This is a genomic window from Actinomyces denticolens (assembly GCF_002072185.1).
GTDB classification, from domain to species: domain Bacteria; phylum Actinomycetota; class Actinomycetes; order Actinomycetales; family Actinomycetaceae; genus Actinomyces; species Actinomyces denticolens.
In genome coordinates this window covers 134,960-156,860 of sequence record NZ_MVIW01000001.1, presented here as the reverse complement: position 1 = coordinate 156,860, position 21,901 = coordinate 134,960, and the positions used below count along the sequence as shown (strand labels likewise).

At 73.2% G+C, this 21,901-nt stretch carries 18 protein-coding genes and 1 tRNA gene; 11 read left to right on the top strand and 8 right to left on the bottom strand.

The window, feature by feature from the left end; all coding sequences use genetic code 11:
• Positions 1–120: 120 nt before the first annotated feature.
• Positions 121–696 (bottom strand): YbhB/YbcL family Raf kinase inhibitor-like protein, encoded by a 576-nt coding sequence (locus tag B1H55_RS00665; RefSeq protein WP_073451794.1) that lies wholly within the window; start codon positions 694–696, stop codon positions 121–123.
• A 161-nt stretch (positions 697–857) separates the two neighbouring features.
• Between B1H55_RS00665 and B1H55_RS00660 the strand changes: the two genes are divergently transcribed.
• Entirely contained in the window at positions 858–1,679 is an 822-nt protein-coding gene (locus B1H55_RS00660) for a hypothetical protein (RefSeq protein WP_073451796.1), read from the top strand.
• Positions 1,676–3,376 carry a DNA polymerase Y family protein gene (locus tag B1H55_RS00655; RefSeq protein ID WP_073451798.1) on the top strand — a complete coding sequence of 567 codons (1,701 nt, stop codon included), beginning with the start codon at positions 1,676–1,678 and terminating at the stop codon, positions 3,374–3,376. Before B1H55_RS00660 ends, B1H55_RS00655 begins: the two co-directional genes overlap by 4 nt.
• A 61-nt stretch (positions 3,377–3,437) precedes the next feature.
• On the opposite strand, the gene B1H55_RS00650 is transcribed toward B1H55_RS00655, so the two are convergent.
• Together B1H55_RS00650 and B1H55_RS00645 are read right to left on the bottom strand one after the other, a co-directional pair.
• Positions 3,438–4,172, bottom strand: coding sequence for a phosphatase PAP2 family protein (locus B1H55_RS00650; protein WP_231952935.1), 735 nt, complete (start codon positions 4,170–4,172; stop codon positions 3,438–3,440).
• A gap of 62 nt (positions 4,173–4,234) precedes the next feature.
• Positions 4,235–5,716, bottom strand: a complete 1,482-nt coding sequence (locus tag B1H55_RS00645; protein ID WP_080461509.1) for an amino acid permease — start codon at positions 5,714–5,716, stop codon at positions 4,235–4,237.
• A 182-nt stretch (positions 5,717–5,898) separates the two neighbouring features.
• Here B1H55_RS00645 and B1H55_RS00640 point away from each other — a divergent pair, with 182 nt between their 5' ends.
• Positions 5,899–9,189, top strand: a complete 3,291-nt coding sequence (locus tag B1H55_RS00640) for an error-prone DNA polymerase (RefSeq protein ID WP_096519444.1) — start codon at positions 5,899–5,901, stop codon at positions 9,187–9,189.
• A 52-nt stretch (positions 9,190–9,241) separates the two neighbouring features.
• Here B1H55_RS00640 and B1H55_RS00635 read toward each other — a convergent pair whose 3' ends face one another.
• Positions 9,242–10,585: an AI-2E family transporter gene (locus B1H55_RS00635; RefSeq protein WP_073451804.1), complete on the bottom strand. Its 1,344-nt coding sequence runs from the start codon at positions 10,583–10,585 to the stop codon at positions 9,242–9,244.
• A gap of 56 nt (positions 10,586–10,641) precedes the next feature.
• Here B1H55_RS00635 and B1H55_RS00630 point away from each other — a divergent pair, with 56 nt between their 5' ends.
• Both B1H55_RS00630 and B1H55_RS00625 read left to right on the top strand, forming a co-directional pair.
• Positions 10,642–11,523, top strand: coding sequence for a D-hexose-6-phosphate mutarotase (locus B1H55_RS00630; RefSeq protein WP_077240266.1), 882 nt, complete (start codon positions 10,642–10,644; stop codon positions 11,521–11,523).
• 136 nt (positions 11,524–11,659) lie between these two features.
• Positions 11,660–11,747 (top strand) — tRNA-Leu (locus B1H55_RS00625).
• Between the two features lie 216 nt (positions 11,748–11,963).
• Here B1H55_RS00625 and B1H55_RS00620 read toward each other — a convergent pair.
• On the bottom strand, positions 11,964–12,524 hold the full coding sequence (locus B1H55_RS00620) for a DUF805 domain-containing protein (RefSeq protein ID WP_157750262.1): 561 nt from the start codon (positions 12,522–12,524) through the stop codon (positions 11,964–11,966).
• A gap of 100 nt (positions 12,525–12,624) precedes the next feature.
• On the opposite strand from B1H55_RS00620, the gene B1H55_RS00615 reads away from it, so the two are divergent.
• Positions 12,625–13,914 (top strand): MFS transporter, encoded by a 1,290-nt coding sequence (locus B1H55_RS00615; protein ID WP_231952938.1) that lies wholly within the window; start codon positions 12,625–12,627, stop codon positions 13,912–13,914.
• A gap of 9 nt (positions 13,915–13,923) precedes the next feature.
• Entirely contained in the window at positions 13,924–15,075 is a 1,152-nt protein-coding gene (locus B1H55_RS00610) for a GNAT family N-acetyltransferase (protein WP_077240264.1), read from the top strand.
• Here B1H55_RS00610 and B1H55_RS00605 read toward each other — a convergent pair.
• Positions 15,066–16,478, bottom strand: a complete 1,413-nt coding sequence (locus B1H55_RS00605) for a hypothetical protein (protein WP_077240263.1) — start codon at positions 16,476–16,478, stop codon at positions 15,066–15,068. The two genes, B1H55_RS00610 and B1H55_RS00605, sit on opposite strands and share 10 nt — an antisense overlap.
• 196 nt (positions 16,479–16,674) lie before the next feature.
• Here B1H55_RS00605 and B1H55_RS00600 point away from each other — a divergent pair, with 196 nt between their 5' ends.
• The 4 genes from B1H55_RS00600 (at position 16,675) to B1H55_RS00585 (ending at position 20,500) form a co-directional block, all read left to right on the top strand.
• A complete protein-coding gene (locus B1H55_RS00600) occupies positions 16,675–18,297 on the top strand; it encodes an MFS transporter (RefSeq protein WP_080461507.1) in 1,623 nt (540 codons plus the stop codon).
• A complete protein-coding gene (locus B1H55_RS00595; RefSeq protein WP_073451815.1) occupies positions 18,266–18,847 on the top strand; it encodes a TetR/AcrR family transcriptional regulator in 582 nt (193 codons plus the stop codon). The genes B1H55_RS00600 and B1H55_RS00595 overlap by 32 nt, the downstream gene beginning before the upstream one ends.
• 138 nt (positions 18,848–18,985) lie before the next feature.
• On the top strand, positions 18,986–20,080 hold the full coding sequence (locus B1H55_RS00590; RefSeq protein WP_073451817.1) for an NAD(P)/FAD-dependent oxidoreductase: 1,095 nt from the start codon (positions 18,986–18,988) through the stop codon (positions 20,078–20,080).
• Between the two features lie 111 nt (positions 20,081–20,191).
• Complete coding sequence (locus B1H55_RS00585; protein ID WP_077240261.1) at positions 20,192–20,500, top strand: DNA primase; 309 nt, start codon at positions 20,192–20,194, stop codon at positions 20,498–20,500.
• A 32-nt stretch (positions 20,501–20,532) separates the two neighbouring features.
• On the opposite strand, the gene B1H55_RS00580 is transcribed toward B1H55_RS00585, so the two are convergent.
• Entirely contained in the window at positions 20,533–21,513 is a 981-nt protein-coding gene (locus tag B1H55_RS00580) for an aldo/keto reductase (protein WP_073451821.1), read from the bottom strand.
• A gap of 118 nt (positions 21,514–21,631) precedes the next feature.
• Entirely contained in the window at positions 21,632–21,853 is a 222-nt protein-coding gene (locus B1H55_RS00575; RefSeq protein ID WP_073451823.1) for a sulfurtransferase TusA family protein, read from the bottom strand.
• Between the last annotated feature and the right edge of the window lie 48 nt (positions 21,854–21,901).

Genomic DNA, 21,901 nt, shown 5'->3' with positions numbered 1-21,901 from the left:
CGCGCGCCGCGTCCCGGCGGCCGCGGCGCGTGCCCGCCCCCTGCGAGGGGCTCGCCGCGCCCGCGGGGGAGGAGGGGGCGGTCGGCGGCGCGGCGACGGGAGGCCCTGCCGCCCGCCGGCTCACGCCGGCTCCTGGAGGAAGGGCTCGGTGCCGGCCTCGCCGGGGATCGAGTAGACGGCGGTCAGGGTCGCTCGCGCCAGGGTGTGCTGCGCCATCTGGAAGGCCGCCATGGTCGGGGTCGTCTCATCGTCGAGGCCCAGTGTCTCCACGTCCAGGGCGTGCACGGCGAAGACGTAGCGGTGGTCGCCGTCGCCCGCCGGGGGATAGGGGCCGAAGTAGGCGTGATCGCCGGAGTCGCCCGGCAGGTGGAAGGCGGCGCCGTCGAGGGTCAGGTCCGAGGCTCCCGCCCCCTGCGGCAAGGAGGTCGTGGAGGCGTCGAGGTCCACGATGGTCCAGTGCCACCAGCCCGATGGCGTCGGCGCATCGGGATCGAAGCAGGACACCGCGAAGGAGGCGGTGCCCTCCGGGAAGCCCGACCACGACAGGGCGGGCGAGATGCTCTCGCCCGCAGCGGCGGTGAAACGGTCCGCGATGCGCGCGCCAGCGGCGATGTCCGTCGACGTCAGGGAGAACGCGGGGGCGGCGGGGAGAAGGTCATAGGGGAAAGGGGGGCGCGGGCGTCGCAGATCGGTCATGGATGCCTCCGTTCTCGGTCGGGCCTATGGGGGCCACTCTAGACGTCGGTCTCCCTCTCCTGAAGGCGCCTGACGAGCGGGCTTCATTCCTGTCGCCCCCGCGCGCTACGCTCATGCCGAACTCGAACACGCGTTCGAATGCGTGACAGGGAGGAGGCGCCATGGGTGGGGATGGGAGACTCTCGCGCCTCCGGGCCGCCAGGAGCGCCCTGGCCAGTGCCGAGGAGCGCACCGGCCTGCGCTCGGCGGGCGGGCCTCTCGCAGCCCGGGCCCGGGAGGGCCTCATCGGTGATCCCCCTCCCGGCCCCTGGCTCGGCGTGGGGGCCGCCACCGGCGGGGCCGTGGTCCTCGCCGGCTCGACCAGCGCCCTCCTCGCCCTTCTCGCCCACCGCCAGGGTGCCCAGGGGTGGTGCGCGGTGGTCGGCGGGGAAGACCTCGGCTGGTGCGCCGCCGCCCACCTCGGCCTCGCCCTCGACCGCGTGCTCGCCGTCCCCATCGGCGCGGGGGACGGCGGGGAGGCCCGTGCGGCGCGGGAGGAGCTCGCCCCCGCCGGCATCCTCGCCGTCACCGCCGCCCTGCTCGACGGCGTCGACGCCCTCCTCATCACCGCCCGCCCCGCCTCGCGCCTCCGCTCCCGGGACCGTGCCACCCTGACCGCCCGCGCCCGGGACCGCGGCGCCCTCATCCTCAGCCCCATCCCCTGGGAGGGGGCCCGCGTCCTGCGCGCCGAGCCCCGCGGTGCCCTCGTCCCCCTGCGCGCCACCGCCCGGGGCGCGCAGGAGATGCCCGCCGGATACCTCGATGCCTTGTCCTGGCGCCTGTTCGACGACGCCCGCGGCGTCCGCCTCGACCTGCGCCTGGGAGGCGCCGGCATGGAGCTCGTGGATCTCGCGGGGGCCGGCGGGAGGGGAGCGGCCGTGTCCAGGGGCCCCGCCGCCCCCGACATGCCCGGCGCCCCCACTGCCCGCAGGGGGAGCGCATGAGCCCGCCCATCGCCCCCTCGTCGTCCCCGGCTCACGCCGCCCCGCGACTCCTCGCCGTATGGGTCCCCGACTGGCCCGTCGTCGCCCTCACCCTCCAGGGACGCGATCAGCCCCGGACCCGCCGGGGAGCCGGAGAGCCCCCGCCCGATCCGGCCACCGGGCCCGTCGCCGTCATCGGCGCCCGGGGCGTCGTCGCCGCCTCCCCAGCGGCGCGGGCCGCCGGCGTGGGCGTCGGGATGCGCCTGCGCCTGGCCCGGTCCCTGTGCCCCGGCCTGGCCATCATCCCCCCGTGCCCCGAGCGGGAGGCCCGAGCCTTCGAGGGCGTCATGGAGGCCCTGGGCACTGTCCTGGCCGACCCCTCGGTCATGCGGCCCGGCCTGGCCCTGTCCGGTGCTCGCGGCCCCGCCGCCTGGGCCGGGGGAGAGGAGCCCCTCGCCGAGGCCATCGTCGAGGCCGTCGCCCAGGGGGTCGGTGTCGAGTGCCAGGTCGGCATCGCCGACTCCCTCCTCGGGGCCGTCCTCGCCGCCCGGCGCGGCATCATCGTCTCCCCCGGAGCCACCGCCGCCTTCCTGTCCCCCTGGCCGTTGGAATCCGCTCTGACCTGCCTGACCTCACGCGCGGTGGGGCAGGAGGCGCGGGCCGTCATCGAGACGCTCTCGCGCCTGGGTGTCCACCGCCTGGGAGAGCTGGCCGGCCTCCCGCGCCGGGATATCGCCGCGCGATTCGGGCTCGCCGGGGAGCGCCTCCACGTCCTGGCCGGCGCCGAGGCGCACGACGCCCCCCGGGCCGCGCGCCCCCGGGCGGACCTCAGCGTCGAGAAGGGATTCGACCCGCCCATCGAGCGGGCCGACGCCGCCGCCTTCGCGGCCCGTGGGCTCGCCGAGCGGCTCTCGGCGCGTCTGATGGGCGCCGGCCTGGGCGCCGGGCGCCTCCTCATCGAGGCCGCCTGCGAGGACGGCTCCGAGCTCGCCCGCTCCTGGATGCTCGACTCCTTCCCGGACCCCGCCCAGACCACGGACCGCGTCCGCTGGCAGATCGAGGGCTGGCTGGCCGGCCGCTCCGGCCGCCCTCCCGCCGCGCCCCTGACCCTCCTGCGCCTGACCGCCCTCGATCCCGTCACCGCCGGCGCCTACCAGGAGGGGCTGTGGGGATCCCCGGGCGAGCGGGGGCAGCGCCTCGCCCGCAGGGCCGCCGAGCGCGTCGAGTCCCTCCTCGGGGCCGGCGGGGTGCTGACCCCCCGCCTCGTCCCCGGGCGGGACCCGCGCTCCCGCGTCCGCCTCATCGGCTGGGATGAGCCACCCCCCGGCCCCTCCTCGGCGGGGCGTCCCGGCGGCGCCGCGCGCGGGGGGCCGCCGCCCTGGGCGGGGATGCTCCCGGAGCCGAGCCCCGCCACCGTCCCCGCCCGCCGCGTGCCCGCGCTCCTCGCCGATGCCGCGGGGGAGGAGATCGGCGTCGACGCCCAGGGGGCCCTCGACGGCGCCCCCGCCACCATCCGCATCGGGGAACCGGGGGGCCCGCGCTCGGAGTGGGACGGGAGCGATGAGGTCCTCGCCTGGGCCGGGCCCTGGGCCATCGACGAGGGCTGGTGGGGGCCCGGCGCCCACCGGCGCGCCTACCTGCAGGTGACCCGCCGCTGCGGCCCGCCCCTGCTCCTGGAGCGCTCCGGGAGGTGGTGGGTCGACGCCGTCTACGACTGACCGCGAGGGGCCGTGGCCGACCACGGTCGGCCGCAGTCGGCTGGAGCCGGCTGCGACTGGCCTACGAGCGGACGATGGCGCAGCGCGACCGCTGACGACTGAGTGCGATGACCACGAGCGCTGTGGCGCAGGCCCATGCGAGTCCCAGGGCCCAGCCCGCCAGGATCTCCGTGAGGCGGTGGTAGCCGAGGTAGGCGCGGGAGGCGCCCACGGCGGCCGTGACCACCAGGGCCGCCGCCACGGCGCCGGCCCGGGCTGCCCGCGAAGCCGCTGAGATGAGGACGAATCCCGCCAGAAGAGCCATGAGAACCGCGGTGTTGAGGGAGTGCCCCGAGGGGAAGGCCGCAGTGCGCGGGGGTGGGCCCAGGCGGAACTCGGCGCCCAGGCGCGGGCGGTTGAAGACTTCCTTGAGCGCGAGGGTGAGGATGGACGCGCCGCTCATGGAGGCCACCAGGATGACCGCCTGCGCCCCACGGCCCCGCAGGATCAGCGCGGGGGCGATCGCCGATGTGAGGACTGTCAGGCCGATCGTCCCTCCCGCATGGGTGAGGGACCAGGCGAGGGGTGTGAGCGCGGGGGCGCGCAACGAGGCCGTCCGCCTGGCCGCCCACAGGTCGATGGCCAGGCTCTGGCCGGGGGCGCCCGTACCGGCGCCCCCGCCGCCGTCGACAGTGAGCGTGGCGACCGCCGCGGCGGTGAAGACGGCGAGCGCCACCGCCATCGTCCAGGCGATGGCCCGCCTCGATGGCAGGGCCCGCAATGAGGCTTCCGGGAGCGTCGGCAGGAGGAGTCGCACCCGAGAACTCTAGGGGCTCGTGCTGTGACCCCGCTGTGCGGGTGCCGCCCGCGCCTCGCGGCCTACTTGCGCTCCAGGTCCGCCTGCGCGGGGTCCACGGTGGGGGCGTGGGTGACGAGCTTGTGCCCCCACCACAGGGCCAGGAACACCGGGACGCCGATGTAGGGCATGAGGATCTTTCCCAGGGAGTCCCCGCTGGTGATCGGCCCGTAGGCCTGTCCGACGATGATGGCGATGCAGGCCAGCAGGGCCACGATGGCGCCTGCGGGGAAGAACCGGGCCCGGTAGGGAAGGTCGGTCAGCGGCCGCCCCTGCGCCTTGAGGGCCATGCGGAAGCGCCAGTGGCACCAGGAGATGCCCGCCCAGGTGATGAAGCCCGCCAGGGCGGACAGGGTGAGCAGGAACTCGTAGGCGGCGCCGTCGCCGATGAGGGAGGTGATGAAGCCCGCCAGGCCCACGAGGGACGTGGCCACGAGCGCGTTCATCGGCACCTGGTGGGAGGATAGTCGCGTGAGGAAGCGCGGGGCGTGCCCGCGCTCGGCCAGCGCGAAGAGCATCCGGGTGGAGGAGTACAGGCCGGAGGTGCCCGCTGAGAGCACGGAGGTGAGGATGATCGCGTTGATGACCGAGGCGGCCCCCAGGATGCCCGCTCGTTCGAAGACGAGCGTGAAGGGGGACACCGAGATGTTGGACTCCGAGGAGTCGAGCAGATTGGGGTCGGTGTAGGGGATGAGGAAGCCGATGACGGCGATCGCCCCGATGTAGAACAGCAGGATGCGCCAGAAGATCGTGCGGATGGCGCGGGGGATGGTGCGCTCGGGGTTCTCCGCCTCGCCCGCGGCCGTCCCGATGAGCTCAGTGCCCTGGAAGGAGTAGCCGGCCACGAGGAGGACGAGGAGGATCCCCTCGCCGCCGCCCACGAAGGGCGCCTCGCCCGTGGTCCAGTTCGCCGTGCCCGGGCTGGGGCCGCCCAGGATCCCGGCGATCATCGCCGTGCCGAGGATGAGGAAGACGATGACGGCGACCACCTTGATCGAGGCGAAGAGGAACTCGGACTCCCCGTAGGCGCGGGCGCTCAGGGCGTTGATGGTGAACAGGATGACGAGGAAGAGGGCCGACCAGACCAGGGAGGGGACGTCCGGCAGCCAGTACTTCATCACCAGCGCCGCCGCCACGAGCTCGGCGGCCACGGTGATCGCCCAGTTGAACCAGTAGTTCCAGCCGATCGCGAAGCCGAAGGAGCGGGAGACGAAGCGCGTCCCGTACTCGCCGAAGGAACCGGCCACCGGCAGGTAGGCGGCCATCTCGCCCAGGGACTGCATGATGAGCCACACCATGATGCCGACGGCGGCGTAGGCCACGAGCGCGCCGCCGGGGCCCGCCTGGGAGATGGTGGCGCCGGAGGCGACGAACAGGCCGGTGCCGATCGCACCGCCGATCGAGATCATGGTGAGGTGGCGGCTGAGAAGGCTGCGGCGCAGCTCCTGGGGCTCGCCCTGCTCTCCGTCGGGGGCTGCGGCGCCCGCGGGCTGGGAATCGGTCATGCTGGATCCTGGATCGAGGTGGTGGGGCGCTCAGGGATGAGTCGCCGACATTGGGGGCGCGGGCACAGTAACCACTCCGCGGGTGAACGACGGGGATTGTCTCACGGGGCCGCCTCGGCGCCGTCATGGCGAGCGCGCTATTCTGTACACCTGTTCGAATCCGTCGCCCGGGAGGAGTGCCCGTGCCGTCCGCGCACCGCTACGCCGAGCTCCACGCTCATTCGGCCTACTCCTTCCTCGACGGCGCCAATGAGCCCGAGGACCTCGCCGCCGCGGCCGCCGAGCTCGGCCTGGAGGCCCTGGCCCTGACCGATCATGACGGCATGCCCGGCATCGTCAAGCACGCGCGGGCCGGGCGCGCCCACGGCGTCCCCACCATCCACGGCGCCGAGCTCGCCCTCGATGATGCCTCCCACCTGCCGATCCTCGCCCGGGACCCCCGCGGGTACCGGCGCCTCGCCGCCGCTGTCTCCCATCACAACCTCGCCGCCGGGAGGCGGGAGGAGCCCTCCCACCGCCTCCCGGAACTCGCCGCGGCCCTGGAGGGCGGGGGGATCCTGGCTCTGACCGGCACCGCCAACGGCCCTCTGCGCCGGGCCCTGGGGGACCCGCACCGCCCCACCGAGTGGAGCCTGGTGGCGGCTGACGCGGCCCTGGGCCGGCTCGTCGACCTCCTCGGGCCCGACGGCGTCGCCGTGGAGCTCTCGCTCGACGGGTCCTTCACCGACGCGCCGCTGACCGAGGCCCTGGGCTCCCTGGCCCGCGCCCACCGCCTGCCGCTCGTGGCCACCGGCGCCGTGCGCTGCGCCCGCCCGGCGGATTCCCGCCTGGCCGATGTGCTCATCGCCACACGACTGGCCACCGACCTGGACTCCGCGCGCGGACACCTGCCCGCTGTCGGCCGCCACCTGCGCGGCCCCGAGCAGATGGCGCGCCTGCACCGCCGTGATCCGGCCGCCGTCGACACCGCGGCGGATATCGGGGCGGACCTGGCCTTCGACCTCGCCCTCGTCGTCCCCGACCTGCCCATCCCGCCCGTCCCCGAGGGGCACACCCCCGCCACCTGGCTCCGCGAGCTCACCCGGCGCGGCGCCCTGGAGCGCTACGGCTCCCCGGGCGAGGAGCCCGAGGCCTGGAGGACCCTGTCGCACGAGCTCGACGTCATCGAGTCCCTCGGCTTCCCCGGATACTTCCTCATCGTGCGCTCCATCGTCGACTTCTGCGCTGAGGCCGGCATCCTGTGCCAGGGGCGCGGCAGCGCCGCCAACTCCGCCGTCTGCTACGCCCTGGGCATCACGGCGGTGGACGCCGTGCGCCACAAGATGCTCTTCGAGCGCTTCCTGTCCCCGGGGCGCAAGGGCTACCCGGATATCGATCTGGATATCGAGGCCTGCCGCCGCGAGGAGGTCATCCAGCACGTCTACGCCCGCTACGGGCGCGAGTACGCCGCGCAGGTCGCCAACGTCATCTCCTACCGGCCGCGCTCGGCCGTGCGCGACGCCGCCCGGGCCCTGGGTCACCCCAGTGGGCTCCAGGACCGGTGGGCGCGCCTCATGGACCGCTGGTCCACCGTGCGCACGGACCTGGCCGAGGGCGCGGCGGGCGGCGACGACGGCGTCCCCGCCCAGGTCCTCGACGTCGCCGAGTCCCTCCTGCGCCTGCCCCGCCACCTGGGCATCCACTCCGGCGGCATGGTCCTGGCCGACCGCCCCATCACCGAGGTCTGCCCCGTGCGCTGGGCCGCCAAGGAGGGGCGCACCGTCCTGCAATGGGACAAGGACGACTGCGCCGACGCCGGGCTGGTCAAGTTCGACCTGCTCGGCCTGGGGATGCTCACCGCGCTGCGCCTGGCCTTCACCAGCCTGGCCGCCCGTGGGGAGACCGTGCCCGAGCTCGCGCCCGGGGGAGAGCTCCGCGCGGCGAAGGTCGGCCGCCCCTGGGACCTGCACACCCTGCCCGAGGAGGACCCGGCGGTCTACCGGCTCCTTCAGGCAGCGGACACCGTGGGCGTCTTCCAGGTCGAGTCGCGCGCCCAGATGGCCACCCTGCCGAGGCTGCGCCCCGAGACCTTCTACGACATCGTCGTCGAGGTCGCCCTCATCCGCCCCGGCCCCATCCAGGGCAATGCCGTGAGCCCCTACATCCGGCGCCAGCTCGGCCGTGAGCCCATCACCTACCTCCACGAATCCCTCAAGCCCGCCCTGGCCAAGACCCTGGGCGTGCCCCTGTTCCAGGAGCAGCTCATGCAGATCGCCATCGACGCCGCCGGATTCACCCCCGCCGAGGCCGATGCCCTGCGCCAGGCGATGGGCGCCAAGCGCTCGGCCGAGCGCATGGAGGCCCTGCACGCCCGGCTCGTGGACGGCATGACACGGCGCGGGGTGAGCCGGGCCGACGCCGAGTCCGTCTTCGCCCAACTGAGGGGCTTCGCGGATTTCGGCTTCCCCGAGTCCCACGCCTTCTCCTTCGCCTACCTCGTCTACGCCTCCGCCTGGCTCAAGGCCCGTCGGCCCGAGGACTTCTACGCCGGCATCCTGGGCGCCCAGCCCATGGGCTTCTGGTCGCCCGCCACGCTCGTGGCCGACGCGCGCCGCCACGGTGTGCGCGTCCTGCCCGCCGACGTCAACGCCTCGGCGGTGGAGGCCGGGGTCGAGCGCCGACCCGCCGCGGACGGCCCCGACTGGGAGCCCCTCGAGCCCTCCCCGCACGCCCTGGCCCCCGTCGACGCCCATCCGGGCCTGGCCGTGCGCCTCGGCCTGGGGCGCGTCAAGGGCCTGGGCGGGGCCGCTGAGCGGATCGTGGCAGAGAGGGAGTCCCATGGGCCCTTCACCGACCTGGCGGACCTGGCCCGCCGCGTGCGGCTGACGACGGCGAGGCTGGAGTCCCTGGCCGCCTCCGGGGCGCTGCGGTCCCTGGGGGTGGATCGGCGCGAGGCCCTCTGGGCGGCGGGGGCGATCGCCGGGGAGAACGGGCAGTGGCACGCCCCCTCCCCGGGCGAGGCCTGGTCCCAGCCGCCGCTGCCGGGCACCGCCGTCGGCGCGAGCGCGCCGGAGCTGGTCCCGATGACTCCCGCGGAGGAGGCCGCGGCCGACATCCGGCTCACGGGCGTGGCCTCATCGCGCTCCCCGATGTCCCTCGCCCGCCCGGCACTGGCGGCGGGCGGCATCCTCACGATCGCCGAGGTGGCGCGCCGGGCGGGCCAGCGGGTGCGGGTGGCCGGGGTCGTCACTCACCGGCAGAGGCCCCGCACCGCGTCGGGGATGATCTTCCTCAACCTGGAGGATGAGACCGGCCTGCTCAACGTCGTGTGCTCCGCGGGCATGTGGCGCCGCTACCGGAGTATTGGCCGGCGGGCCGGCGCCCTCGTGGCGCGCGGGACGGTGGAGGTCGGCGATGGCGTCGTGGCCCTCATCGGCGAGCATCTGGAGGCCCTGGGCGGGATCGTGGCGCCGTCGAGCCGCGACTGGGCCTGATCCGCAGGGCCCGAGGGCGATCGGGGCGGCCGGGGGCGACGGCCGGGCGCCCTCAGGGCTTCGTGCGGATCTCGGAGTAGGCGGGCAGCTCCCCGATGACCGGCGCGTCCTTGACGTGGAGCTCGGAGTAGACCGACCAGGCGACGCTGATGAGGGGGACGGCGATGACCGCGCCGAGCAGGCCCGCGGAGTAGGTGCCCACCGCCACGCCGATGATGACGACCACCGGGTGCAGCGAGACCTGCTTGCCCATGATGAGGGGCTGGAGGATGTGCCCCTCGATCTGGCCGATGCCCGCCACGCCCAGGCACACGATGATCATCGTCAGGAAGCCCTTGGAGGCCAGGGCCACGATCATGGCCACGGCCATGGCCGCCGGCGCGCCGAGCAGCGGGATGAAGGCGCCGATGAACACGAGCACGCCCAGGGGGGCGGCCAGGGGGATCCCGATGAGCTGCAGGAAGATCCCCGCCATGATGCCGTCGGTGGCGGCCACCAGCACGGTGCCCCGGGCGTAGCCGGCGAAGGTGTACCAGCCCGCGCCCGCCGCACGGTGGACGGGCTCGCGCAGGCGGGCGGGCAGCTCGTTGAGGAACCAGCGCCACATGCGGCCCCCGGAGGCCAGGAAGAAGATCGTGCAGAACAGGGCGAGGGCGAGCACGGCGAAGACATCGACGACGGCGCCCGCGTTGGCCAGGGCCTCGGAGACGAGGGTCGGCGCGTTGGTGCGCAGGTACTCCTGGCCCTTGACGACGAGGCTGTGCACCTGGGCGAAGATCTGGTCCTCGGTCAGGTGCAGGGGCAGGGGGCCGTGCTCGAGGAAGTTGACGATCGTGTCGATACCGGTGTTGAACTGGTCGGCGAGGGTGCTCCACTGGTCCGTCACCGAGGTGATGACGTAGAACATGAGGCCGGCGACGACGCCGACGGCCACCCCGAGAGCGAGGAAGGTCGCCGCGTAGCGGGGCATGACGCGGGCGAAGAAGGAGACGAGGGGCTGCAGGAGGGTGGTGAACACGAGGGCGATGAACAGACCGACGACCACCGGGACGAGCTTGAAGGTCGCGAAGAAGACGAGGCTGATGATGATGAGGAGCCCCAGCCCCAGCCAGGCCGCGATCCCGCCGCGCACGAGCCAGTGGGGCAGGGCGTCCAGGATGGTGGGCCTCGAGGCCACGACGACGGTGGGCGGGGTCGCCGGATCCGCGGCGGCAGTGGCCGCCTCGGACGGTTCGGCCGCCTCGGCCCCGCCCGTCTCCTCGCCGACCGGCGCGGACTCGCGATCCGCGAGATCGCGGGGCGACCCGGTCATCGGCGCCGTGGCGTCAGGGGCGCCCGGGGCGTCGTCGGGTGTGTCTGGCGCGCCGTGGGGCGCCGGGGTTCGGGGACTCGTCATGATCCTTGCGTCTCGCTCTCGCTGACGGGGCCCGGTCAGCCTACTAGCGTGGCGCCATGAGTCCCTCACGCCGTGCCGGTTCCCGCCCGCCCTTCCGCCTGCCGCGAGCCGCGGCCCTGACACCGGGCAGGGGCGGTCAGCCCCGCCTGCTCGTCGACGCCCCCTCGGGGGCGGCGGAGATCTACCTCCACGGCGCGCACTTGACCTCATGGGCCCCCCGGGGCGGCGGTGAGGCCCTGTTCACCTCCCGCAAGGCCGTTTTCGATGGCGAGACCGCCATCCGGGGCGGCGTGCCCCTGTGCCTTCCCTGGTTCGCCTCCGGGCCCGACGGTGCGCGGCGGCCCTCCCACGGATGGGCCCGGATCATGGAATGGGAACTGCGCTGCGTCGAGACCCGGCCCGACGGCTCCGTGAGGGTCCTCATGGCCCTCGAGCACGATGGGCTGAGCCTCCTCTACGAGATCAGCGTGGGGGAGGAGCTGGGGCTGTCCCTGTCGGTCAGCAACCGGGGGACGGCGCCCCGGAGCGTGGAGGCGGCGCTGCACACCTACCTGAGGGTCGGCGACGTGACCGCCGTGCGGATCATCGGACTGGAGGGGTGCGAGTACACGGACAAGACGGCCGGGGGCGCCACCTCGGTGCAGGCCGGCCCGCTGGGAGTGCGCGGCCCCGTGGACAGGATCTACGAGTCCGGCGCGCCGACGACGGTCTTCGACCCGGCGCTCGGCCGCCGCGTGCGGGTCTCGCCCGCGGGATCGGCCCAGACCGTCGTCTGGAACCCGTGGAGCAGCGGCGCCGCTGCCCTGACCGACATGGCCGAGGAGGAGTTCCCGACGATGGTGTGCGTCGAGACCGCCCGGCTGGGCCGCTCAGCGGCTCTGCTCGGGGCGGGGGAGACCATGGCCATGGGGACCGCACTCGCCGTCGAGCCCCTGTGAGGAGAAGCGCAGGGCCGGGCATCAGTGTGCTGTGAGATGAAGCACCGCGGGGTGATTTGCGCGCGAGCGCTCCTCCTGGGTAACTTTCTCTGCGTTGCCAGCACGGGAGACCGGGGCCGGCGGCTCAACTGAACAGGTCCGAGTGGCGGAATTGGTAGACGCGCTAGCTTGAGGTGCTAGTGCCTTATTAAACGGGCGTGGGGGTTCAAGTCCCCCCTCGGACACGGCCAGGGCGGGCCCGGGAGAGATCCCGGGCCCGCCCTTCTCGTTGTTCTCGGCCGGGGTCCTTGTGGACGCGCCCCGGGGTTGTGGACGTGCGCGGGGGTTGCCGACGCGTCCCCGGGGCGCGTTCATAACCCCGGGGCGCGTCGGCAAGCGCAGCGCGCCTGCAAGTGCAGGGAACGTCGGGCGGGCGCTCGGCCCGCGACGCAGGTCGGGGCTCAGGCCCACTCGGGGCGGAACAACTCCGGCTTCGAGGGCATGAGCAGCAGGATGAGCAGCCAGATCCAGCCAATGAGAGGAACAAAGCGGATGAACCACCATCCGCCGGACTTGCCGATGTCGTGGAGACGGCGGACCTCCACGGAGATGGACGGGACGATGATGGCGAGTCCGAATGCCATGGCGGCCACGCCGCAGATCATCATGATGATGATGGCCCACGGCTCGACAGTGCTTTCCGCTCCGTCTCGCGCGGGTATCGCACCGGCGACCGTCGCGGTAAGGCCCACCGCCATGCATCCGCCGACGACGAGGATCTGCAGCAGCCAGGGCCAGAGCACCTCCGAGACCGAGGCAGCGCCCCGGAACTGGGCGTAGCGGTGGAAGAAGCGGCGCACGGCCTCGCCGAAGGACGCCCCGGGGAGGGCGGCGAGCTCAGGGGGGAGCATGGCCATCTGGGGCGCTCCGTAGGGCACGCCGTAAGCAGGGGCGCCCATGGGGTAACCGGGCTGGGGAGAGGGATCCTGAGGAGGCTGGCTGTTCCCATAGGGGACGGACACGGTAACTCCTGTGGGTGGACGACAGAGATTTCCGGCCTGCGATGATGTTCGCTCATCGTCAGTACCGGAACTCATCGTAACGGACTTGTATCGTCCTTCCGTGACTCCGATCCGCACCTCGCTGGGTGGTCATCCTCCCGCCGTGCTCCGCGCCCGCGCCGCCGTGTGCCTCACCTTCTTCTGCAACGGGCTGGCATTCTCCAACCTCGTGCCCCGCTACCCCGAGATCGTCGAGCGCCTCGCCATCACGAAGGCCGCCTTCGGCCAGGCGGTCATGGCCGGGTCGATCGGCGCGCTCATCGCCGGGCTCGCCGCCTCCGCGCTCATCACCCGGTGGACCTCGGCGCGCGTGGCCAGTGTCGGCATGGCGCTCGCGGGCCTGGCCTACCTCGGCGCGGGCACCGCGGGGAACTGGCTCATGCTCGCCGCCTGCCTCGCGCTCGGCGGGGGACTGGACGCGATCATCGACGTCGCCCAGAACGCGCATGGGCTGAGGGTCGGGAGGCGCTGGGGGTCCTCGATCATCACCTCCTTCCACGCCGCGTGGTCGCTGGGCGCCGTCTGCGGTGCGCTCATGGGCCAGTGGATGGCGGCCTCGGGGGCACCGATCGCCTGGCACCTGGGCATCGTCGTCATCATTCTCGCCGCGCTGTCACTGGCGGCTCTGCGCTGGATGATCCCGGGGCCCGACTCCGACGACCGCCGCAGCGCGGTGGTGGAGCCCTCCGGCTCGCCCACGGCGCCCCCCACCGCTCCCGTATCGGCGGAGCCCACCGCCCCGGCGCCCTCCGCGCCACCCGCGCGCGCCTCCCGGCCGATGGTGATCGCCGTGATCGTGGTCCTGGGCGCCATGTGCGCGGCCGCCATGTTCCCCGAGGACGTGAGCGCGAATTGGTCCCCCCTCCTGCTCGCAGAGCTGCGGGCCCCGGCGGGGATGGCCGGGATGGGGCTGGTGGCGATGCAGACCATCATGATCGTCGGCCGACTCATCGGGGACCGGATCATCGATCGCCTCGGGCCCCGGCGCGTCATCGGCACGGGCGGAGCCCTCGTGGCGCTGGGGATGGGAGCGGGGCTCACCACGGGCACCGTCTGGGGGATCCTCGCGGGCATGCTCCTGGCCGGGGCGGGCTGCGCCGTCGCCGTCCCCGTCGCATACGCGGCCGCGGATGACATCCCGGGCCTGCCGCCCGGAGCGGGCCTGACGATCGTCAGCTGGCTGGCCAGGGTCATCATGATGATCGCCCCGCCGATCGTCGGGATGCTCGCCGACTCCCACGGCACCCGGGTCGCCCTGGGCTACGGGCTGCTCGGAGGGCTCATCATGATCGCCTCCTGGCCGGTGCTCCACGCCCCCGGCCGGACCAGGCCCGGAGGGCCGCCTGATTAGGATCGGCCCATGCAGCCCTTCGAGATCACCGTCCCAGCCGAGGCGGGCCGCCCGGGCCTCCTCCTGTCCGCGCCTACGATGGACGACGCCGAGCGGGTCAGCGAGATCTGCCAGGACCCCGGGATCCACCGCTGGACGCCCGTCCCCTCGCCCTACTCGCTCGACGACGCGAGGCGGTTCATCACCGATGTCGTCATCCGCGGCTGGGAGACGGGGCACGAGCTCACCTGGGCCATCCGCGAGCAGAGCGCCGACGGCGCCAGTGGGGCGCCCGCCGACACCCTCATCGGCATGATCGGGCTGCGCGTCGCGGCGGCCGGCCGGGGAGAGCTCGGCTTCTGGGTGGCGCCGGGCTCTCGCGGCCGGGGCGTGGCGACACGCGCCGCGCGCGCCGTCGTCGGCATGGCGCTCGATCCTGAGAGCGCTCTGGCCCTTCCCGCCGTGTCCTGGGGCTGCTGGATCGAGGACGGCGTGCCCAACTGGCCGTCGTGGAGGATCGCCTGGTCCCTCGGCTTCACCCGCGAGGGTCTGCGCCGCGCCGCGTTCCCGCGCCGGGGCCGGCTCCTCGACGGATGGACGGCCACGCTCCTGGCCGGTGAGCCCCGCCGCCCGGTGGCCCCCTGGGACGGTCCGGCGGTGCCCGCGGAGGCCCCGCTCGTCGCGCACGACGGCGTCGGCGAGCGCGAGGGGGACGACCCCGAGGCGCTCGTGCGGCGCTTCCACCACGTCTACGGCCTCCCGATCCGTACCGACGGGCCGAGCCTGGATCGCGAGAGCCTGAACATGAGGATGAGCCTCATCGCCGAGGAGTTCGCCGAGTTGACCGGCGCCGTCTACGGCCGCGCCGCCAGGGAGGAGATCGAGGCCGCCTGCGCCCGGGCGCGCGCGGCCGACGACGGCTCCCGGGACGTCGTCGAGACGGCGGACGCGCTGGCGGACCTCGTCTACGTCATCTACGGGATGGCCCTGGAGACCGGCATCGACCTGGCCGCCGTGCTGGCCGAGGTGCAGCGCTCCAATATGTCCAAGCTGGGGGAGGACGGGCGCCCGATCTACCGTGAGGACGGCAAGGTCCTTAAGGGCCCTGGCTACTTCCCGCCGGATGTGGCCCGCGTGCTGCGCGAGCAGCGCGAGACCGCCGCGCGGGGCGATCAGGCCTGAGCCCCGGGCCCGAGCGCCGGCGCTCCCGGCGATGAGGTCATCAGCTCCTCGGCCCGGGCGCGCCGGGAGGCGTGCTTGCGGCGCGTGACGATGACGCCGATGATCGTGGTGAGAACGATCGTCCCGCCGATGACGCCGATGCCGATGAGGCTCGTCCGCGCCAATTCCGCGGAGGTCGGCTCCTCGCGGAAGCCGCGCATGGTGAACAGGGGGAGGCCGAGGAAGGAGCCGAGCACCGAGTAGAGGATGCCCGCGCCGAAGCCCGCGAGGGAGGACAGGGCGGGAATGCCCCAGAGGTCCTCCCGGTGCCGTGCCTCGCACCAGCCCCTGAGGCTCTCCAGGTCCACTTCCTCGATCCGCAGCTCACGCGGGTCTCCCTGAGTGGGCATGACGCGCGGGTGGGCGAGGATGACCCGGTCCGTGTCCTTGACGAGCATGAGCAGGAAGCCGACGGCGAAGCAGAGGATGGCGATCTGCAGGGGGAGCGCGGTGTTGCCCATGGCGCCGAGGATCAGGCCGGCCATCAGCGAGAACACCGCCCCGAAGAGGCAGACGGCCAGGCCGCCGCCGATGGCGCGGCCCATGGCGGAGCGGCGCATGCGGGTGATGTCCCCGGCATCGGGCCACGCGGGCCCCATGCGGCCGTCGGCCGTGGTGCCGCGCTCGAGGCGGGTGCCGGCCGGGTACATGAGGAGATCCCTGGTCATGCCGGCCTCGACATCCACAGGGCGCGAGGACGCCGGGTCGGAGCCGGTGGCGGTGGCCAGTGCCTGTCTCAGGGCGAGCCACTGGTCCTCGGCCACCCATGGCGGGGTCCGCAGGAGCCAGAGGCGCCGCGCCGAGGCGGTCAGGACGCCCAGTCCTACGAGGAGGAAAAGGAGGAACCCCGCGCCGATGACCACGATGACGGCCTTGAACGGCCCTGGGGTGGCCGGTGCCGGATGGGCCACCTTGATGAGGGCGCCCAGCATCCCTGCGCCCATGCCGCAGAAGACCAGGGCGAAGCAGGCCGACAGCAGGGCGTTGACGGTCCCGGGCGTCATCGCCTGTGTGCTGCGGTACCCGCGCGGCTGGAAGGCCGAGCGGGCCTGGTCGACGGCGCTGTGGATCGCCTGGGCGTTGCCGCCGGGAGCGAGCACGGTGAAGCGCTCGGGTACGAGGGGCAGAGCCCCCGGGCTGCCCAGCCCGGACTCGTAGCGCCGGGTGACCCTGGTGGAGCGGTGACCGTTGTCATCCCAGTCGGTACGGGCACGGACCTCGGCGACTCGCGCGGGGACCCGTTGGGTGACGGAGACGATGACGCCGTGGGGCGTGGTGTGGTCCTCGACGGTGACGGTGGGCAGTCGCCAGGCCGGGACGGGCTTTCCTGTGATGCTGGGCAGTGGGTACTCGGGCGCGCTCATCGTGTGCCTCGTGTCTCTCCTGGCAGGGGGCAGGACCGCTCCGAGCATAGGCAGGAGTGACGATGGGCGGTGGGAGTCGGCGCGGTGAGCCCTACCCGTGGAGTGAGAGGGCTCGACCCCACAGATTCGCGGTCCGAGCGCACTGAGAGGCCGCGCCATCAAGATAACTATACTGTACATATAGTACAGTTACGCCATGGTCGCCGCTTCGAACCCCATGCCCCCCAGCACCCATCACCCGGATTCCCGGGCGGTCCCGTCGTCGGACCCCGAGCGGGCGCCCGCGTCGAACGGCGCCCGTGACTGGGTGGCGCTGGGCGTCCTCACGCTCGCCGTCACGCTCCTCGCCATCGACTCCACCGTCCTGTCCCTGGCGATCCCCTCGCTCAGCGCGGATCTCGCCCCGAGCGCCACCGAGCTGCTCTGGATCGGGGACATATACTCCTTCGTCATCGCCGGACTGCTCGTCACAATGGGCAATGTCGCTGATCGCGTCGGCAGGCGCAGGCTGCTCCTGGGCGGAGCCATCGGGTTCGGCGCGGCGAGCGCGTTGGCCGCGTTCGCGTCGAGCGCCGGTGCCCTCATCGCCGCCCGCGCGCTGCTGGGCGCCACGGGGGCCACGATCATGCCCTCCACCCTGTCCCTCATCCGGAACATCTTCACGGACCCGCGCCGTCGTGCCACCGCTATCGCCATCTGGTCCGCGGGCACCACCGGCGGCATGGCACTGGGGCCCCTCGTCGGCGGCGCGCTCCTCGAGCGCTTCTGGTGGGGCAGCGTCTTCCTCATCAACCTGCCCATCATGATCCTCGTGGTCATCCTGGGCGCGTGGTTGCTCCCCGAGTCACGGCATGCCGGCGGCGGGCCGATCGACCTGCCCTCCGCTGCGCTCTCGGTGGCCGCGATCATGCCGATCGTGTACGCCGTCAAGTCCTTCGCGCACGATGGGCCGAGCACCGCCGCCCTGGTGGCCCTGGTGATCGGCGCGAGCGCGGGAACGGCCTTCGTACGACGCCAGATGGTCATCGCTATCCCCCTCATCGACGTGCGTCTCTTTCAACGCCCCTCCTTCACATGGGCCGTGCTGTCCACCGTCCTGGCGATCTTCTCCCTCAGCGGCCTCATGTACTTCTTCAGTCAGTACCTCCAGCTCGTGCGCGGGTACTCCACCCTGACCGCCGGGATCGCCGAGATGCCGGGCACCGGTGCCGCCATCGTGGTGGTCCCGATCGTCGGATGGCTGGTGGGCCGCCTCGGCCAGGGGAGGACGCTCGGCGGGGGCCTCATCGCCTCCGCGGCCGGAATGGTCGGGATCGCCGTCGCCGAGTCCCTTCCCAGCTACCTCCCGCTGGGGATCGCCCTGGGCCTGGTGGGCGTCGGGATCGGGGTCGCCTCCGCCGTCTCCACCGGGGCTGTGCTCGGCGCCGTGCCGGCCGAGCGCGCGGGGGCGGCCTCCGCGATCTCCGAGACCGGCCTCGAGCTCGGGGCGGCGCTCGGCATCGCCGTGCTCGGCACGCTTCAGGACATCGGCTACCGCGCGCGTCTGACGGACGCGCTGGACGGGGCGACCGGGCTGCCGGGGGCCATCACCGCGGTGGCCAAGCAGTCCCTGGCCAACCTCACGAGCATCGCCGACGCCTCCTCGCCGGCGCAGGCCCAGCTCCTCGACTCCGCCCGTCACGCCTTCACCGGCGCGATGCAGACCACCGCCGTCGTCGCGGCCGCGGTGCTGGTCATCGCCGGCCTCATGGCGGCGCGGTATGTTCCCTCCGAGAGAGGGGAATCGCATGAGGGAGTCCAAACGGCAGCGGGTCATTGAGGCGGCGCTGGCGATCATTCACGACGAGGGGGCCCCCGCCCTCACCTTCGAGGCGGTCGCCGCGCGCACCGGCCTGACCCGGGGTGGGATCATCTACCACTTCCGCAACCGCGCTGATCTTCTCGAGGGCATCGCCCAGGAGATCGGCCGTCGCTGGCACGAGGAGGCGCTGGGGTACCTGGAGGGCGTCTTCGACGACGCGACCCCTGGCGAGCGCATCTCCGCCCTGGTGCGCTCCGTCATCGAAGCCCCGCTGGGTCCCGCCGAGATGGGGCTGTTCGCCGCGGGGGGCGCCGAGAGGGCGGCACTGGCGCGCGTCTCGGCGGAGCTGGATCGCCGATGGGCGGGAGACCCGGCCTCTCTCACCCCCGAGCAGCGCATCGCCCTCCTCGCGGCGGAGGGGCTGTGGCTGCGTCGGCTCATGAACGGCGGCGCGGGCTATCCCGACGACGAGGACCTCGTCGGGCGCATCCAGGCCATGGCGAGCGGGTCCGATCACCCCGGGGTGCGGCGCGGGGATGCGGGCGGCCGGGCCGACGGTCAACGGTGAGGGCCCGGGACGCGCCGGTCGGGGACGGCCGGTCTTGGGAAGCGCGCCGGGATCGGGATAGCCTGGCCCGGCCCACAGCAGAATCGGTCGGCCCGGTCCGAGGACGGATCCGCGCCCGGCCCCCGTGAGAGGACCCCCATGGCACGTGTCACCATCGTCGGCGGAGGCTACGGCGGCATCACCCTGGCCAAGGCGCTCGACGGCGTCGCCGAGGTCACCCTGGTCGAGCAGAAGGACGCCTTCGTCCACCACGCCGCCTCCCTGCGCGCGGCGGTGGATGAGGAGTGGTCGGAGAGGATCTTCCTGCCCTACGACGGGCTCCTGACCAACGGCCGCGTGGTGCGCGGCACCGCGATGGCGGTCAAGGGCACCACCGTCCAGGTCTCCGGCGAGGGCGAGATCCAGGCCGACCACCTCGTGCTCGCCACGGGCACCAACTACCCGTTCCCCGCCAAGCACCTGGAGTCCACGACGGCGATCGCCAAGGCCCGCATCGAGCGCGTGCGCACCTCCCTGGGGTCCGCCAAGCGCGCCCTCATCCTGGGCGCGGGCGCCGTCGGCCTGGAGTTCGCCGGAGAGCTCACCTCCGCCTTCCCGGAGCTGCGCGTGACCATCGTCGAGGCAGGCCCCACCATCCTGCCGCAGGGCGATTACAAGGCCGAGCTGCGCGACTCGATCGCCGCCCAGCTCGCCGAGCGCGGCGTCGAGATCATCACCGGGGACACCCTGGCCTACCTGCCCCCGATCGACGTCGGCGGGCTCGCCCCCTTCCGCGTGACCACCACCGGTGGGCGCACCATCGAGGCCGACATCTGGTTCCGCGCCTACGGGGCCTCCGCCGCCACGGGCTTCCTCGGCGAGGACTACGACGAGATCCGCCACTACGACGGCACGATCCGCGTGGACGACAAGCTGCGGGTCATCGATCATCCGGGCGTATGGGCGATCGGCGACATCACCGACGTCCGGGAGTCCAACCGCGCCCAGCACGCCCGTGACCATGCGGCCGTCGTCGCCCAGAACATCCAGGACATCATGGCGGGCCGCGAGCCGTCGGCCTCCTACACCCCCCAGTCCGACCTCGTCGTGCTCCCGCTGGGTCCCGTGGGCGGGGCCTCCCAGGTGCTCAAGGACGGGATGAGGGTGGTCGAGGGCCCCGAGTTCACCAATCGCATCAAGGGCGAGGACCTGTTCACGGAGAACCTCCGCAGGCAGCTCGGTCTGGTCGACTGACCTCCTCCGCCGCGCCGGCCCGGGCACGGTCGCAGGCGTCCTGGTCCCGTCCCGCGGGGCCAGGACGCCGATGTGGTGCGCGCCGCCGGGGGATGCCGGTAGGCTGGCGCTATGACGAACGACCCGCGGTCCGCGCTCAACCGACTCATCGCCGCCTTCGAGGCCCACCTCGACGCCGCCGCGACGGGTGACGAGAACTCGCCGGCAGTGGTCGCCGCGGAGAACGCCCTCCAGGACGCCTTCTTCACCTACGACGACGTCCTCTTCACCGCTTACGGCATCGAGCTCCCCTTCGACACCTACGACGGGGACGACGATGATGACGACGACATCATCGACATCGACGACGATGATGATGACGACGTCGACTACGACGACGATGATGAGGACGATGACGACGACTACGACGACGAGGACTGATCTCCCGGGCCGTCTTCGGGCGGCCTGATCGGTCAGAACCTCTCGGGGTAGCCGAGCTGCGGGGCGCTGACCTCGCCGAGGGCGTGGCGGATCTGCGTGGGCAGATCGAGATCCTGTGCCGAGAGCGCCCCCTGGAGCTGCGCCGGGGTGCGGGCGCCCACGATCGTCGAGGCGATGCCCTCGGCGTCGCGCGCCCAGGCGAGCGCCACCTCGACGGGCTTGCGGTCCAGGCCCGCGGCGGCCGTCGCCACCGACTCCACGATGCCCCGGTGCTCGCCGCCCAGGTACGCCGAGGCGTAGGAGCGCAGGTGCGGTGAGGCGGCCCGCGAGTCCGCGGGGATCGTGGCCCGGTACTTGCCGCTGAGGACGCCCCGGCCCAGGGGCGCGTAGCCGATGACGCCGAAGCCCATGGCCTCGGCGGCGGGGATGACCTCCCGCTCGATGCCCCGGTTGAGCAGGGAGTGCTCGACCTCGACGGCGGCCATTCCGGGCGCGTCAGGGCCCTCGGCGAGCAGGCTGGCGACGCGCGCGCTCGCCCACGCGGGATGGTTGGAGACCCCTACGTAGCGGGTCCGCCCGGAGGAGACCGCGCGGCGCAGGGCGTCGGCCGTCTCCTCCAGGGGGGTGGCGGGGTCGGGCACCTGGACGAGCCACAGGTCGAGGTGGTCGGTCCCCAGGGTCTCCAAAGTGGCGTCGAGGCTGTCCAGGAGCGTGCCGCGCGAGGCGTCGGCGCTGGCCGGCTCGCCGCCCGTGCGCCAGGTGCGCACGCCCGCCTTGGAGACGAGCACGAGGTCCTGGCGGTTGACGTAGTCGCGCAGGAGTGTGCCGATGGTGCGCTCGGCCAGGCCCTCGGTGTAGGTGGCTGCGGTGTCCAGGAGGGTGCCGCCGGCGTCGAGGAAGATCCCGAGCTGGTCCTTGGCCTCGACCTCGTCGGTGTCCCGGCCCCAGGTCATCGTGCCGAGGCCGACGGCGGACACGCGCAGGCCGGTGCGGCCCAGTCTCCTGTACTCCATGGCGCCAAAGGTACCTGCCCCGGCGTCGAATTCTCGTGTCGCGCGTACCGGGTCGGGGTGGTGGCTCCGGCCCTGCGGACCGGGGCCACCACCCCTTCTCGTCTGTCGAGCGTCTTCGCTACTTGCGCACGGTCATGGTCCAGGAGGCGGGGCCGACGGTCTCGAACTCGGTGACGGTGTAGCCGTTCTTGGCGGCCCAGGCGGGCAGGGTCTCTGTTCCCTGGGTGCAGTCGAAGGCGATGACGAGTTCGTCGCCGGCCTCGAGGTCCTCCATGGCCTCCTCCGCCTCCATGACGGGGAAGGGGCAGACCTGGCCGTTCGTCTCGAGGATGGTGCGCATGATGGGGTCCTTTCAATGAGGTTGGGGTGTGCGACGGGGCGGGCATGG